Here is a 13,498-nt window from a genome sequence, read left to right as displayed (position 1 = left end):
CCGGTCGGTCGGTCATCGTGCTTTACCTGAACCGGAGTGCTGGGTAACGTCTGCGCACTTCAAAAACAAGGAATCTCGTCATGAGTGAGCTGGTCTCTTACCAATTCGAAGACGGCGTCGCCACGCTGACGCTGTGCAATGGCAAGGTCAATGCGCTCTCGCCTGCGGTATTCGAGGCGCTCAACGCTGCACTGGATCGTGCCGAGCAGGACCGCGCGATCGTGATTCTTACCGGGCAGCCGGGCATTCTTTCCGGTGGCTACGACCTGAAGGTCATGACCTCCAGTCCACAGAACGCCATGGCCCTGGTTGCCACCGGCTCGACCTTTGCGCGGCGGATGCTGGCGCACCCGTTCCCGGTCATCGTCGCCTGCCCAGGGCATGCGATTGCCAAGGGTGCGTTTCTGCTGCTGTCTTCGGATTACCGCATCGGTGTCGAAGGGCCGTTCCATATCGGCCTCAATGAAGTGCAGATCGGCATGACAATGCACCATGCCGGTATCGAACTGGCGCGCGACCGTCTGCGCAAATCCGCATTCCACCGCTCGGTGATCAACGGCGAGATGTTCGATCCGGCGAGCGCGGTCGATGCCGGCTTCCTTGACAAGGTAGTGCCGGCCGGCGAGCTGTTGGCAGTCGCCAAAGCCACAGCCGAGCAGCTGAAGAAGATCAATATGGTGGCGCACAAGAACACCAAACTGAAAGTGCGCAAGGCGCTGTTGGAGACGCTGGACCAGGCGATCGCCCTGGACCAGGAACACTTCGGCTGATTCAGCAGGCCGACTGCACGAGAGAATTTCTGCTCGAGTGCGCACGAGGGCCGGCCCTGCGTTTACACTGCGCGAGTAACGCCCCGCCGATGGCGGGGCGTTTTCATTTCTCATTCAGTGTCGCCTCGCAGGAGAGCCCCGATGTCCGCCCCGCACACCCCGGTAGAACGCGCCGATTTCGACCAGGTCATTGTTCCCACCTTCGCTCCAGCAGCCTTCGTACCGGTGCGTGGCTTGGGCTCGCGAGTATGGGATCAGAGCGGCCGAGAACTGGTGGACTTCGCGGGCGGCATCGCGGTCAACGCGTTGGGCCATGCGCATCCGGCAATGGTGGCGGCGCTGACGGAGCAGGCCGGCAAGCTCTGGCACATCTCCAACATCTATACCAATGAGCCGGCATTGCGCCTGGCGAAAAAGCTGGTCGCAGCGACCTTCGCCGATCGCGCCTTCTTCTGCAATTCTGGCGCCGAAGCCAACGAGGCCGCCTTCAAGCTGGCGCGTCGCTACGCCCATGATGTCTACGGTCCGCAGAAGTTCGAGATCATTTCCGCGCTGAACAGCTTCCACGGCCGGACCCTGTTCACCGTTACGGTGGGCGGGCAGTCGAAGTATTCCGACGGCTTCGGGCCGAAGATCGAAGGCATCACCCATGTGCCCTACAACGATCTCGAGGCGCTCAAGGCGGCGATTTCCGACAAGACCTGCGCGGTGGTGCTCGAGCCGATTCAGGGCGAGAGCGGCATTCTGCCGGGCGAGCAGGCTTATCTGGAAGGTGCGCGCCAGCTGTGCAACGAGCACAACGCGCTGCTGATCTTCGACGAAGTGCAGACCGGCATGGGCCGTACCGGTGAGCTGTTTGCCTACATGCATTACGGCATCACGCCTGACATCCTGACCAATGCGAAGAGTCTCGGCGGCGGCTTCCCGATCGGCGCGATGCTGACGACTAACGAGATCGCTGCGCACCTGAGCGTCGGTACTCACGGCACCACCTACGGCGGCAACCCGCTGGCTTGTGCGGTGGCTGAGGCGGTAGTGGACATCGTCAACACGCCGGAAGTGCTCGAGGGCGTCAAGGCGAAGCATGAGCGCTTCAAGGCCCGCCTGACGCAGATCGGCGAGCGCTACGGTGTGTTCAGCCTGGTGCGTGGCCGTGGCCTGCTGATCGGCTGCGTGCTGAGCGATGCCTGGAAGGGCAAGGCCGGTGCGTTCTGTGCTGCCGCCGAAAAGGAAGCGCTGATGGTGCTGCAGGCGGGCCCCGATGTGGTGCGCCTGGCGCCGAGCCTGGTGATCGACCAAGCTGATATCGACGAAGGGCTGGATCGTCTCGAGCGCGCCGTCGCTGCGCTGACCCAGGCCTGATCATCCCAAGCGCGGCGCTGCTGGCGTCGCGCGTTCTACTAGCGAGAGCATTTAAATGAGCGATAGCCTGCAACTGGTTCTGGAAGATGTTGACGGAACCCAACTGGAAACCTCCTGCACCCGTTTTGCCGTGATCTGGCAGGGTCGCGAGGTATGGATTCAGCAGGTTGGCAACGGTCAGCTGATGATCGGTGTAGACGTCGAGGATGGCGACACCGAGTACGCCAATCTGGTGCTGCGTCCGCTGGCGACCAATCTGGTCAGCCTGCAGCTGGAAATGGAACCGGCCGAAGCCGATGACGACGAGCACGTCCACGGCCCTGACTGCAACCACTGACGATTCCCCGGCATGCTCGCCCTTGGCAAGCTGCTGGAACTGACCCTCGCCGGGCGCGAGCCCTGCGAGAAGGTCCAGCTCACCCCGCGCGGGGTGAAGCTGCACTGGCTGGCCGACGGCGCATTGCTGGTGTCGCCGCCACCTGGCCAGGATCAAGGCCTCGACCTGCTGCTTTCGGCAGGCATTCACGGCAACGAACTCATCCCCATACATGTTCTGGATCGCCTGGTCCGTGCGCTCGCGCGGGACGATGTGCGGCCGCGTGCTCCGCTGTTGCTGCTGTTCGCCAATCCGGCAGCGATGCGCCGAATGGTGCGACAGGTCGAGCACGATCTGAACCGCCTGTTTCGCGGCGAGCATGCGGATGTATGGGGCGGTGAAGCCATCCGTGCGGCGGAGCTCGAAGCGCTGGTTGGCGGTTTTTTCAGCGGGGCCGGACGCCAGCGTCGTCACTATGACCTGCACTCGGCGCTGCGCCCATCACGCCTTGCCCAGTTCGCGATCTGCCCCTGGCGAGAGTGTGAGCAGGTCTCGGCCGAGTCGTTAACTCGTCTGGACCGACTGGCGATCGAGGGTGTGCTGCTGCAGCGCCAGGCCACCTCGACCTTCAGCGCGATGACGTCCACCCGCTACGGCGCCGAGGCGTTCACACTGGAGCTTGCCGAGGGCGCGGGCGAGAGCCTGCCTGTGGCGGTCGTGCAGTTCGAGCGGGGCCTGTACGGCATGATCGAGGGGCGCGAGGCACCAGTCGCTGCACATGCGTTGCCGCAGTTGCTGCAGATTTCTCGCGAAGTCATCAAGCGCAGTCCGCGGTTTCGTTTGTGCGTGCCCAGCGATATCGAGAATTTCGCACCACTTCCGCTCGGCAGCGTGCTGGCCGAGGATGACGGGGCGCGCTGGGTGATCGATGAGCCGGGCGCGCGCATCCTGTTTCCCATGGCTGATGTGGCAGAAGGGCAACGTGCCGCACTTATCGTGGTGCCGCTGGAGCAGACCGAAGGCGAGCGTTGAAGCGTTCGCGGTGGTCTGGGCGGTTGCAATTGGCCGCCTGCGCCCTTATCTAGCCTCACTCCCCCCTGCGTTGTGTGCACTTCTTATGAGTACTGCTCTGTCCATCCGGCAGTTGACCAAGACCTATGGCAACGGCTTCCAGGCCCTCAAGGGCATCGATCTGGACGTGGCCGAAGGCGATTTCTTTGCCTTGCTCGGGCCCAATGGCGCCGGCAAGTCCACCACCATTGGCATCCTCTCTACCCTGGTGAACAAGAGCGGCGGCACGGTCAACGTGTTCGGCCATGACCTGGATCGCGACCCGTCCGGGCTCAAGCGCTGCCTGGGCGTGGTCCCGCAGGAATTCAACTTCAACCAGTTCGAGAAGGCCTTCGACATCCTGGTCACCCAGGCCGGCTACTACGGCATCCCGGCGAAGATTGCCAAGGAGCGCGCCGAGCGCTACCTCAACCAGCTGGGCCTGTGGGACAAGCGCGACGTGTCCTCGCGCATGCTCTCCGGTGGCATGAAGCGCCGTCTGATGATCGCCCGGGCGCTGATCCATCAGCCGCGCCTGTTGATTCTCGACGAGCCCACCGCCGGCGTGGATATCGAGCTGCGCCGTTCGATGTGGTCCTTCCTCACCGAACTCAACCGCGAGGGGATCACCATCATCCTCACCACGCACTACCTGGAAGAGGCCGAGCAGCTGTGCCGCAACATCGGCATCATCGATCACGGCCAGATCGTCAAGAACACCAGCATGCGCGAGCTGCTCACGCAGTTGCATGTGGAAACCTTCCTGCTCGATCTCAAGGAGTCTCAGCTGGTGGCGCCTGAGCTGGGTAACTATCCGTCGCGGCTGGTCGACCATCACACCCTCGAGGTGCAGGTAGAGAAAAGCCAGGGCGTTACCGAGCTGTTCCGCCTGCTCGGCGCCCAGGGTATCGAAGTGCTGAGCCTGCGCAACAAGACCAACCGACTGGAGGAGCTGTTCGTGTCGCTGGTGGAGAACAATCTGAAGGTGAAGTCATGAGCGGTGAGCTGCGTCCCAACCTGGTCGCGCTGCAGACCATCGTCCAGCGCGAGATCCGTCGCTACACGCGCATCTGGCCGCAGACGCTGCTGCCCCCGGCGATCACCATGGTGCTGTACTTCGTCATCTTCGGCAGCCTGATCGGCGCGCGGATCGGCGACATGGACGGCTTCAGCTACATGGACTACATCGTGCCGGGGTTGATCATGATGTCGGTGATCACCAACTCGTACAGCAACGTCGTGTCGAGCTTTTTCAGCACCAAGTTCCAGCGTTCTATCGAGGAACTGCTGGTCTCGCCGGTCTCGCCGCATGTGATCGTCATCGGTTTTGCCCTGGGCGGTATCACCCGCGGGCTGGCGGTGGCGGTGATCGTCACGCTGTTGTCGATGTTCTTCACCGATTTGCAGGTGCATCACCTGGGCGTGACGGTGCTGGTGATCACCCTGACGGCGAGCATCTTCGCCCTGGGGGGCTTCATCAACGCGGTGTTTGCGCGCAATTTCGACGATATCTCGATCATCCCGACCTTCGTCCTGACGCCGCTGACCTACCTGGGCGGGGTGTTCTACTCGATCAACCTGCTGTCGCCGTTCTGGCAAACGCTGTCGCTGGCCAACCCGGTGCTGCACATGGTCAATGCCTTCCGTTACGGCATCCTTGGCGTTTCCGATATTCGTATCGGTGTGGCGATCAGCTTCATGCTGGTGGCGGTGGCGGCGCTCTATCTGGTCTCCGTCGGCCTGCTCAAGAGTGGACGCGGGATGCGCCAGTAGGCTGCGCTCCCTTCGGCGGCTGCGCCAATGCCGCTGAAAAGAACGCCGCGAAGCGCTAAACTTCGCGGCGTTTTTCGTTCAGGTCCTTTCCCCATGCAGCATCCCGCCGAACATTCCCCGCTGGGCAAGTCCAGTGACTACGTCGCCACCTACAGCCCGCACCTGCTGTTTCCGATCCCGCGCGCGCCGAAGTGGGCCGAGCTTGGTCTCACTGCCGAGACGCTGCCCTATCAGGGCGTGGATCTGTGGAATTGCTACGAGCTGTCCTGGCTGCTGCCGTCGGGCAAGCCGGTGGTGGCCATCGGCGAGTTCGAGATTCCGGCCGATTCGCCGAACATCATCGAATCCAAGTCGTTCAAGCTCTATCTCAACTCGCTGAACCAGTCGGTCTTCGCATCGCGTGAGGCGCTGTCGAAGGTGATGGTTGATGACTTGTCCGCGGCCGCCGGCAAGCCGGTAGGGGTGCGCTTGCGCACGCTGGACGAGGTCGCGGCAGAGGGCGTTGCGGCGCTGCCGGGTCGCTGTATCGACGATCTCGACGTGACCATCGAGCACTACGACCATCCGCAGCCGGAGCTGTTGACCTGCGATGCGGGGCGCGTGCTCGAGGAGTCGCTGCACAGCCACCTGCTCAAATCCAATTGCCCGGTAACGGGCCAGCCAGATTGGGGCAGCGTGGTAGTCGAGTACCGCGGCGCGGCGCTGCAGGCGGAGAGTCTGTTGGCCTATCTGGTGAGCTTTCGTCAGCATGCCGATTTTCACGAGCAGTGCGTGGAGCGCATCTTTCTCGATCTGCAGCGCTTACTGCAGCCGGAGAAACTGACCGTCTATGCGCGCTATGTGCGCCGTGGTGGGCTGGATATCAATCCCTATCGCAGTACCGAGGCGATGGTTGTGGACAATCGTCGGCTGGTACGTCAATGACGCAACGGGTCGCGCCCGTAGCGCGACCCGCTACCTGCTTCAGATGCCCATGTTGGCCAGGGTCTGCATGATGTTGCGCAGCGTCATGGCCATGTTTGGATGGCTGACTTCAAAACGTTCTACCGCCAGGTTGACGCCATCCACCAGAGAATCGTTGGCTTCGCCGGTATCCTGAGTCGCCAGTCTGGCCTCGATGTCCTGAGCGATTGTATGTAGCGAAGCCCGTTCCTCATCAGTCAGCGGCGTGTCCTGGGCCAGTTGATTACGCAGTTCTTCGAGCTGCGACTGCAGATCATGTTCCGGCATTTTGCTTCCCTCTCATGGGTTTACGGGCGACTTGGTATGAACCTCGATGATCAAAGGTTAAACCAGCGGCCGCACCTTGTCTGTGCCTTTGCCAAAGGCAGCTTGGCTCAGCGTGAAGATATGAAAGCCAAACGTCCGGCTGACTGCCGAAAATCAGGTGTTCGCTCTATACTGCGCGGTCTGCGTCGGTGCGCCGCATGCACCAATACCTATGGAGAAAAAGTAATGCCCAAGATCGCTACGGCCTGGATCGCCGTGCTCAAGGCCGGTTTCGTCGCCACTGTCGCCATGCTTGGCGCGGCGCCTGCACTGGCCGAAGAAGATCCGTGGGAAGGTGTCAACCGTGCGGTGTTCCGTTTCAACGACACCGTCGACACCTACACCCTCAAGCCTCTGGCCAAGGGTTACCAGAAGGTGACGCCGGAGTTCGTCGAAGACGGCATCGGTAACGTGTTCAGCAACCTCGGTGACGTGATCGTGCTGACCAACGATCTGTTGCAGGGCAAGGTCCGCGACGCCGGCATCGATACCAGCCGTATCCTGTTCAACACCACCTTTGGTGTGCTCGGGTTCTTCGATGTGGCGACCCGCATGGGGCTGCACAAGAACGATGAGGATTTTGGCCAGACCCTCGGCGCCTGGGGTTTGGGAAGCGGGCCTTACGTCGTGCTGCCGCTGTTGGGGCCAAGTACAGTGCGTGATGCCTTTGGCCGTGTGCCGGATTCGTTCCTCGAGCCTTATCCGCACATGGAGCACGTCCCGACGCGCAACGTCACGCGCGGCGTTGACCTGGTGGATACCCGCGCCGGCCTGCTTTCTGCCGAGAAGATGATTCGCGGCGATCGCTACATTTTCGTACGCAACGCCTATCTGCAGAATCGCGAGTTCCGCGTCAAGGATGGCGAGGTCGAAGACGACTTCTGATTTCATGGCCGCATGACTGCGGCCATCTATAAGGTCCGGTCAGGACATGGACAGAATGGCGAGGCCCAGGCTTTGCCGGCCATCGTCGAGCTGGCTGATGCGAACGACTTCGGTCTGTGCGTCGAGGCCTTTCAGTTCACTGTGTTCGGAAGGGATCAGCACGCGAACCCTGTCGCCCATGCGCAGGTCCGTACTGGCCAGCACCTGCATGCCGGTGCTGGATAGATCGATACAGACGCCGCTGAGTTTTGTATCGCCATGTTCCAGTGCAACGGTGGTTTCGATCTGCATGCGGATAAAATCGCGTTTTTCGCTGTAATCCCGGTCTTTCTGGCTCATGGTCTCAACCTTTTATATATGGCTCGCTGGGTTCTTATAGCTCCCCTCAATTCGACCTGTAAAGGCGCCAGCCGGTCGGCTTGAAACCCCGAACGTATGGGAGTACCGTCTGCGCCTTGAAACGTACCCAACCCGACGTTACGCGGGGCCAATGTTTTCGCCAATCATCCTGGCGATACCGCCTGGTAGGAACATGCTTAAACCAAGCGCGACGCTGCTGATCATAGATGACGACGATGTGGTTCGAGCCAGTCTGGCTGCCTATCTGGATGACAGCGGTTTCCGTGTCCTGCAGGCAGCCAATGGCCCGCAGGGTATGGATCTGTTCGATTCGGAGCAGCCCGATCTGGTGATCTGCGACCTGCGCATGCCACAAATGGATGGTCTGGAACTGATCCGGCAGATCAGCGAGCGTCAGATCGACCTCCCGGTGATCGTGGTTTCCGGTGCCGGTGTGATGAGCGATGCTGTCGAGGCGTTGCGCCTGGGCGCCGCCGATTATCTGATCAAACCACTCGAAGACCTGGCGATGCTCGAACACTCGGTGCGTCGCGCGCTGGATCGTTCGCGCCTGCGCCTGGAGAACCGCCGCTATCGCGAGCAGCTGGAAACAGCCAACCGCGACCTGCAAGCCAGCCTGCACCTGTTGCAGGAGGATCAGGATGCGGGTCGTCAGGTGCAGATGAACATGCTGCCGGTGACGCCGTGGAGCGTCGATGGCTTCGACTTCGCCCACCAGATCATTCCCTCGCTGTACCTGTCCGGTGACTTCGTCGACTATTTTCGCGTGGACGAGCGGCGCATCGGCTTCTATCTCGCCGACGTGTCCGGCCATGGTGCTTCATCGGCATTCGTAACCGTACTGCTCAAGTTCATGACCACCCGCCTGCTGTACGAATCGCGCCGCGGCGGGATGCTGCGCGAGTTCAAACCGTCGGAAGTGCTCGATCACATCAACCGTGGTCTGATCAATTGCAAGCTGGGCAAGCACGTGACCATGCTCGGCGGAGTGATCGATCAGGAACATGACGTGCTGCACTACAGCATCGGTGGCCATCTGCCGATGCCGGTGCTCTATACGGGAGACAGCGCGCACTATCTGGAAGGCCGAGGTCTGCCGGTCGGGTTGTTCGTCGAGGCCACCTACCAGAATTTCGAGCTCAAGCTGCCTGAGAGCTTCAGTCTGACATTGCTCTCCGATGGCATTCTGGACCTTTTGCCCGGTGAGACACTCAAAGAAAAAGAGTCCGCGCTGCCCGGCCTTATAACCCAGGCTGGTGGCACGCTGGATGGATTACGTCGAGTCTTCGGGTTGGCCGAACTGGCTGACATGCCCGACGATATCGCCTTGCTGGTGTTGAGCAGGAACCTTGCATGAGTACTGGTAGAATCCAGTTCGCCGAGATGGATGGCACCTTTGTTCTGAAGTTCATTGGTGAAATCCGTCTGACGCTCTGTTCGGCGCTGGATGCAACGATCGAGAAGATCTTCTCGTCGCTCAATTTCTCGTCCATCGTCATTGATCTGACCGAGAGCCGTAGTATCGACAGCACTACGCTGGGCCTGCTGGCCAAGCTGTCGATTCTGTCGCGGCAGAAAGTCGGCATGTTGCCGACGCTGGTCACAACCCACCCGGATATCACTCGACTCTTGCAGTCGATGGGCTTCGATCAGGTATTCAATATCGTCGACACGCCGCTCCCTTGCCCCGAGTGCCTGGCCGATCTGCCTTCGCAGGATCAGTCGGAGGAGGTGGTGAAGGCGAAGGTGTTGGAGGCTCACCGGATTCTGATGAGCCTCAACGAGTCCAATCGCGAGGCCTTCCATGACCTCGTCACCGCTTTGGAGCGGTCCTGATCAGGCCAGTTTGACCAGCAGCGCTTCGAGCTTTTCCTGATCGCGTGCGAACTGACGGATGCCTTCGGCGAGCTTTTCGGTGGCCATGGCATCCTCGTTCAGGCCCCAGCGGAAACTCTTCTCATCCAGACTGATACGCGCCTCTGACTCGCGACCAGGCTGCAGTTTGCGCTCCAGCGTGCCGCTGGCCTCGGCCAGATCACCGAGCAGTTCCGGGCTGATGGTCAGCCGATCGCAACCGGCCAGTGCCTCGATCTGTCCGACGTTGCGGAAGCTCGCGCCCATTACCACCGTCTTGTAACCGTGCGCCTTGTAGTAGTCGTAGATGCGGCTGACCGATTGCACGCCCGGATCTTCCGCGCCCTGGTAGTCACGACCCTCATGCTTCTTGTACCAGTCGTAGATGCGACCAACGAACGGCGAGATCAGGAATACGCCGGCCTCGGCGCACGCTACGGCCTGGGTGAAGGAGAACAGCAGGGTCAGATTGGTCTGGATACCGGCTTTCTCCAGCTGCTCGGCTGCGCGAATGCCTTCCCAGGTCGAAGCGATCTTGATCAACACGCGCTCGCGGCTGATTCCGGCCTGCTCGTACAGACCGATCAGACGTTCACCGCGCTGGACCATGGCCTGGGTATCGAACGACAGTCGTGCGTCGACTTCGGTGGAGATGCGCCCGGGGATCAGCTCCAGGATCTGCTTGCCGACGGCTACGGCGAAAAGATCGCAGGCCAGGCCGATATCGCCCTGGCACTGTTTCATGGCGTTGCCGAGGTGGTCGGCGTAGCGCGGCATGGCCGCTGCTTTGAGCAGTAGCGACGGATTGGTGGTGGCGTCCACCGGCTTCAGGCGGGCAATGGCATCGATGTCACCGGTGTCGGCGACCACTGTGGTGAACTGCTTGAGTTGTTCCAGCTTGGAAGTCATGTAAGAGGGGGCTCCGTCCTATGAGTGGCATGACCTTACCGGAGCCAGACGGCCCGCTCAACGAGCGTGTGGACCCGGATGCGCTTGGCTTTGATTCAATTGCGCGGGCGGCGTTCCTTGCAGGCGAACGGTCAGTGCCCTTCGAGTAGCGTTACCGCCTGATCGAGCAGCGCAAGAGGCTGGCTGGTCTTGTGAATGTCCACCGAAAGCAGCTGGCGGAAGCGCCGCGCGCCGGGGAAGCCCTGGCCCAGACCAAGTACATGCCGAGTGATGTGGTGCATCGCGCCGCCTTCCGCCAGATGCTGCTCGATATACGGCCGCATGTTGCGCAGAGCCTGCGCCCGGCCGATCACCGGCGTATCGCTGCCGAACAACTCGTGATCGACGCGGGCCAGCAGATAGGGGTTGTGGTAGGCCTCGCGACCCAGCATGACGCCATCGAAGGTTTGCAGGTGCGCGCGGCATTCATCCAGCGTCTTGATACCGCCGTTGAGGATGATCTCGAGGTCCGGGAAGTCCTGTTTCAGCTGCGCGGCGATGTCGTAACGCAATGGCGGGACTTCGCGGTTCTGCTTCGGTGACAGACCTTCGAGGATGGCGATGCGCGCGTGCACGGTAAAGCTGCGGCAGCCGGCGTCGCGTACCTGACCGACGAAATCGCACAGCTCGGCATAGCTGTCGCGCCCGTTGATGCCAATGCGGTGCTTGACGGTGACCTCAACGCCCACTGCATCGCGCATGGCCTTGACGCAATCGGCGACCAGTTGCGGATGGCCCATCAGGCAGGCGCCGATCATGTTGTTCTGCACCCGATCGCTGGGGCAGCCAACGTTGAGATTCACCTCGTCATAACCGGCGGCTTCGGCGAGCTTCGCGCAAGCGGCAAGCTCCGCCGGTACGCTACCGCCCAGCTGCAGAGCCAGTGGGTGCTCGCTCTCGTCATGCCGCAAAAACCGCTGCGCATCGCCATGCAGTAGCGCACCGGTGGTGACCATCTCGGTGTAGAGCAGTGCATGTCGCGAGAGTTGGCGCAGGAAGTATCTGCAGTGCCTGTCCGTCCAGTCCATCATCGGCGCGACGGAGAAGCGGCGGGAGGGTGCAGGGCGCGTCGTTTCGGCTATGGCGGATTCGTACATGGGGTTCCAGCAGTGTTGCTGCAGCATTTCCTGAAGGGGCGTTCTCACATCACCCGGCAGCTAGGCAGGGCGCCTGGCTGAGACACGGCGCATGCCCTGTTCGGCCGGGTTGCGCCAAGGGCCCTGTGAAAAACAGGGTGCAAGTTTACACGCAGAACCTGGCGTGTGCGCGGTTGAGGGGCGGGCAAGCAGCGAGGCTGCCCGGGCGATGAGACAGGCGGTCTGATTGCTTGTGGGTTGCGGAGCAGAAACGTCTCCTGGCTGGTTTAGCCAAGCTCATGCCCGAGATAGGCGGACTTATGGCGGCCAGAACTTAACCGATGTGCTTGTTTGGCAGCGTTAGTTGCCACGCTAGCGGGCTACAGTTTTCCTGTTTCTAAAATGTGCGGTTATGGAATTAGATTAAAGTCCATACTGAAATTGATATCGCTTAAACAATAATGCTAAGTGGTTCACATAAATTGCCAGTATCAGATGAGCTCTGTCATAGTGCCTTCAGTACGCCTCGGTTATGTAATGCATGAAAACAGTCCTGATCGTTGACGATCATCCATTCATCTGTCTGGCAGTGCGCATGCTGCTCGAGCGTGATGGTTATAGCGTAGTCGGGGAGGCCGACAACGGCGTCGATGCCATACAGCAGGCCAAGGTACTTCAGCCTGACCTGGTCATTGTCGATATCGGCATCCCGAAGCTGGACGGTTTGTCGGTGATCATGCGTTTACGGCTGTTGAATGATGCGCTCAAGGTCTTGGTGCTGAGCTCGCAGCCGGCAGGACTGTTTTCCACGCGGTGCCGCCAGGCAGGCGCGGCGGGCTACGTTTGCAAGAGCGGAGACCTTGGCGAGCTGAGCAGCGCGATTCAGGCGATAAAGTCCGGCTACGATTATTTTCCGAGCCTGACCGCCAGCTCCGTCAGCCATCGCGATGCTTCGGGGTCGGAAGTCGAGCGATTGAATTCGCTCTCGGACCGGGAAATCACTGTGCTGCGTCTTTTGGCGCTGGGGCACTCGAACAAGCAGATCGGCGAGGATCTGGCGCTCAGCAATAAAACCATCAGCTGCTACAAGACGCGCATCATGGAGAAGCTCAGGGTCCGCACCTTGGTCGATCTGGCGGAAATCGCCAAGCGCAATTCCTTCACCTGACCGCTGCATCAACTAAACAGAGCGAGTGCGCCGCCTGGTCTATTGCGGTGCCGCCTTACTTACCGAGTCGAGCCAATGGTTGCCAACCTTTACGCAGCGGATGGGTCGTCCGGTGATGAATCCGCGAAGCCGCTGCAACTGAGATTACTCGTTGTCGATGACTATCCACCTGGGTTGATGCTGCTTCAGCAGCAGTTCAGCTTTCTTGGCTATCGGGTCGTTGGCGCATCTGATGGTGAAGCAGCTCTTGCCCAATGGTTTGCCGGCGACGTTGACGTTGTGATCACCGACTCTCGAATGCCGGTGATGGATGGTTGTGCCTTGACCGAGGCCATCCGCCAAGCGGAACGAGCGAAGTCGGCGCAGCCGTGCCTGATTATTGGGTTCACCGCAAACGCCGTTGCGGAGGAGCGTGAGCGATGCCTGGCGGCCGGGATGGATGAGTGCTTTTTCAAGCCAATGGATCTGGTCGACATCGACCACTATATAAAGGTGCATATGCAGGGCGTGTCGTCCGATGTGCAGAGCGTTCCAAGCGGCGAACTTGACTCGCAAGCGCTGCGGGAACGACTGAGGCGTTTGCCCGCGGCGGATCCGAAGGCGATGCAGCTGCTGGTCAGTACCTTGTATCGCTACCCAGGCAGATATTCGCAAGCTTGAACAGTTG

General features: G+C 60.8%; 16 protein-coding genes. 12 read left to right on the top strand and 4 right to left on the bottom strand.

What is annotated here, in order from left to right:
• Positions 1–80: 80 nt before the first annotated feature.
• From PSEST_RS13270 to queF, 7 genes are all read left to right on the top strand, one after another.
• Positions 81–770, top strand: a complete 690-nt coding sequence (locus PSEST_RS13270; protein WP_015277482.1) for a crotonase/enoyl-CoA hydratase family protein — start codon at positions 81–83, stop codon at positions 768–770.
• 141 nt (positions 771–911) lie between these two features.
• The gene (locus PSEST_RS13265; protein ID WP_015277481.1) at positions 912–2,132 is read left to right on the top strand and encodes an aspartate aminotransferase family protein; all 1,221 of its coding nucleotides are present in this window, start codon (positions 912–914) and stop codon (positions 2,130–2,132) included.
• Between the two features lie 55 nt (positions 2,133–2,187).
• Entirely contained in the window at positions 2,188–2,469 is a 282-nt protein-coding gene (locus tag PSEST_RS13260) for a hypothetical protein (protein WP_015277480.1), read from the top strand.
• Between the two features lie 12 nt (positions 2,470–2,481).
• Positions 2,482–3,480 (top strand): succinylglutamate desuccinylase, encoded by a 999-nt coding sequence (locus PSEST_RS13255; RefSeq protein WP_015277479.1) that lies wholly within the window; start codon positions 2,482–2,484, stop codon positions 3,478–3,480.
• 85 nt (positions 3,481–3,565) lie between these two features.
• Entirely contained in the window at positions 3,566–4,495 is a 930-nt protein-coding gene (locus tag PSEST_RS13250; protein ID WP_015277478.1) for an ABC transporter ATP-binding protein, read from the top strand.
• The gene (locus tag PSEST_RS13245) at positions 4,492–5,271 is read left to right on the top strand and encodes an ABC transporter permease (protein ID WP_014820047.1); all 780 of its coding nucleotides are present in this window, start codon (positions 4,492–4,494) and stop codon (positions 5,269–5,271) included. The genes PSEST_RS13250 and PSEST_RS13245 overlap by 4 nt, the downstream gene beginning before the upstream one ends.
• A gap of 93 nt (positions 5,272–5,364) precedes the next feature.
• Positions 5,365–6,195: an NADPH-dependent 7-cyano-7-deazaguanine reductase QueF gene (gene queF, locus PSEST_RS13240; protein WP_015277477.1), complete on the top strand. Its 831-nt coding sequence runs from the start codon at positions 5,365–5,367 to the stop codon at positions 6,193–6,195.
• Between the two features lie 39 nt (positions 6,196–6,234).
• Here the strand turns inward: queF and PSEST_RS13235 are convergent, their stop codons facing one another.
• Positions 6,235–6,501 carry a DUF4404 family protein gene (locus PSEST_RS13235; protein WP_015277476.1) on the bottom strand — a complete coding sequence of 89 codons (267 nt, stop codon included), beginning with the start codon at positions 6,499–6,501 and terminating at the stop codon, positions 6,235–6,237.
• Positions 6,502–6,726: 225 nt separating this feature from the next.
• Here PSEST_RS13235 and PSEST_RS13230 point away from each other — a divergent pair, with 225 nt between their 5' ends.
• Entirely contained in the window at positions 6,727–7,425 is a 699-nt protein-coding gene (locus tag PSEST_RS13230) for a VacJ family lipoprotein (RefSeq protein ID WP_015277475.1), read from the top strand.
• A 39-nt stretch (positions 7,426–7,464) separates the two neighbouring features.
• On the opposite strand, the gene PSEST_RS13225 is transcribed toward PSEST_RS13230, so the two are convergent.
• On the bottom strand, positions 7,465–7,764 hold the full coding sequence (locus tag PSEST_RS13225) for a PilZ domain-containing protein (protein ID WP_015277474.1): 300 nt from the start codon (positions 7,762–7,764) through the stop codon (positions 7,465–7,467).
• A 193-nt stretch (positions 7,765–7,957) separates the two neighbouring features.
• On the opposite strand from PSEST_RS13225, the gene rssB reads away from it, so the two are divergent.
• Both rssB and rssC read left to right on the top strand, forming a co-directional pair.
• Positions 7,958–9,142, top strand: a complete 1,185-nt coding sequence (gene rssB, locus PSEST_RS13220; RefSeq protein WP_015277473.1) for a two-component system response regulator RssB — start codon at positions 7,958–7,960, stop codon at positions 9,140–9,142.
• On the top strand, positions 9,139–9,621 hold the full coding sequence (gene rssC / locus PSEST_RS13215; RefSeq protein WP_015277472.1) for an anti-sigma factor antagonist RssC: 483 nt from the start codon (positions 9,139–9,141) through the stop codon (positions 9,619–9,621). The genes rssB and rssC overlap by 4 nt, the downstream gene beginning before the upstream one ends.
• On the opposite strand, the gene tal is transcribed toward rssC, so the two are convergent.
• Together tal and dusA are read right to left on the bottom strand one after the other, a co-directional pair.
• On the bottom strand, positions 9,622–10,548 hold the full coding sequence (tal, locus tag PSEST_RS13210; RefSeq protein WP_015277471.1) for a transaldolase: 927 nt from the start codon (positions 10,546–10,548) through the stop codon (positions 9,622–9,624).
• A gap of 131 nt (positions 10,549–10,679) precedes the next feature.
• Positions 10,680–11,684, bottom strand: coding sequence for a tRNA dihydrouridine(20/20a) synthase DusA (dusA, locus tag PSEST_RS13205; RefSeq protein ID WP_015277469.1), 1,005 nt, complete (start codon positions 11,682–11,684; stop codon positions 10,680–10,682).
• A 520-nt stretch (positions 11,685–12,204) separates the two neighbouring features.
• On the opposite strand from dusA, the gene PSEST_RS13200 reads away from it, so the two are divergent.
• Positions 12,205–12,831, top strand: coding sequence for a response regulator transcription factor (locus PSEST_RS13200; RefSeq protein WP_015277468.1), 627 nt, complete (start codon positions 12,205–12,207; stop codon positions 12,829–12,831).
• 75 nt (positions 12,832–12,906) lie between these two features.
• Complete coding sequence (locus tag PSEST_RS13195; RefSeq protein WP_041756680.1) at positions 12,907–13,491, top strand: response regulator; 585 nt, start codon at positions 12,907–12,909, stop codon at positions 13,489–13,491.
• Positions 13,492–13,498: the final 7 nt, after the last annotated feature.

Source organism: Stutzerimonas stutzeri RCH2 (assembly GCF_000327065.1).
GTDB lineage: Bacteria > Pseudomonadota > Gammaproteobacteria > Pseudomonadales > Pseudomonadaceae > Stutzerimonas > Stutzerimonas stutzeri_AE.
This window is presented reverse-complemented; position numbering and strand designations above follow the sequence as displayed.

What these genes read in the sequence shown, in the direction of transcription:
- PSEST_RS13270 (WP_015277482.1), top strand. Translation starts at nt 81, where the DNA reads ATGAGTGAGCTGGTCTCTTACCAATTCGAAGACGGCGTCGCCACGCTG.
- dusA (WP_015277469.1), bottom strand. Translation starts at nt 11,684, where the DNA reads ATGTACGAATCCGCCATAGCCGAAACGACGCGCCCTGCACCCTCCCGC.
- PSEST_RS13200 (WP_015277468.1), top strand. Translation starts at nt 12,205, where the DNA reads ATGAAAACAGTCCTGATCGTTGACGATCATCCATTCATCTGTCTGGCA.
- rssB (WP_015277473.1), top strand. Translation starts at nt 7,958, where the DNA reads ATGCTTAAACCAAGCGCGACGCTGCTGATCATAGATGACGACGATGTG.
- PSEST_RS13235 (WP_015277476.1), bottom strand. Translation starts at nt 6,501, where the DNA reads ATGCCGGAACATGATCTGCAGTCGCAGCTCGAAGAACTGCGTAATCAA.
- PSEST_RS13260 (WP_015277480.1), top strand. Translation starts at nt 2,188, where the DNA reads ATGAGCGATAGCCTGCAACTGGTTCTGGAAGATGTTGACGGAACCCAA.
- PSEST_RS13250 (WP_015277478.1), top strand. Translation starts at nt 3,566, where the DNA reads ATGAGTACTGCTCTGTCCATCCGGCAGTTGACCAAGACCTATGGCAAC.
- PSEST_RS13230 (WP_015277475.1), top strand. Translation starts at nt 6,727, where the DNA reads ATGCCCAAGATCGCTACGGCCTGGATCGCCGTGCTCAAGGCCGGTTTC.
- PSEST_RS13255 (WP_015277479.1), top strand. Translation starts at nt 2,482, where the DNA reads ATGCTCGCCCTTGGCAAGCTGCTGGAACTGACCCTCGCCGGGCGCGAG.
- tal (WP_015277471.1), bottom strand. Translation starts at nt 10,548, where the DNA reads ATGACTTCCAAGCTGGAACAACTCAAGCAGTTCACCACAGTGGTCGCC.
- queF (WP_015277477.1), top strand. Translation starts at nt 5,365, where the DNA reads ATGCAGCATCCCGCCGAACATTCCCCGCTGGGCAAGTCCAGTGACTAC.
- PSEST_RS13195 (WP_041756680.1), top strand. Translation starts at nt 12,907, where the DNA reads ATGGTTGCCAACCTTTACGCAGCGGATGGGTCGTCCGGTGATGAATCC.
- PSEST_RS13265 (WP_015277481.1), top strand. Translation starts at nt 912, where the DNA reads ATGTCCGCCCCGCACACCCCGGTAGAACGCGCCGATTTCGACCAGGTC.
- rssC (WP_015277472.1), top strand. Translation starts at nt 9,139, where the DNA reads ATGAGTACTGGTAGAATCCAGTTCGCCGAGATGGATGGCACCTTTGTT.
- PSEST_RS13245 (WP_014820047.1), top strand. Translation starts at nt 4,492, where the DNA reads ATGAGCGGTGAGCTGCGTCCCAACCTGGTCGCGCTGCAGACCATCGTC.
- PSEST_RS13225 (WP_015277474.1), bottom strand. Translation starts at nt 7,764, where the DNA reads ATGAGCCAGAAAGACCGGGATTACAGCGAAAAACGCGATTTTATCCGC.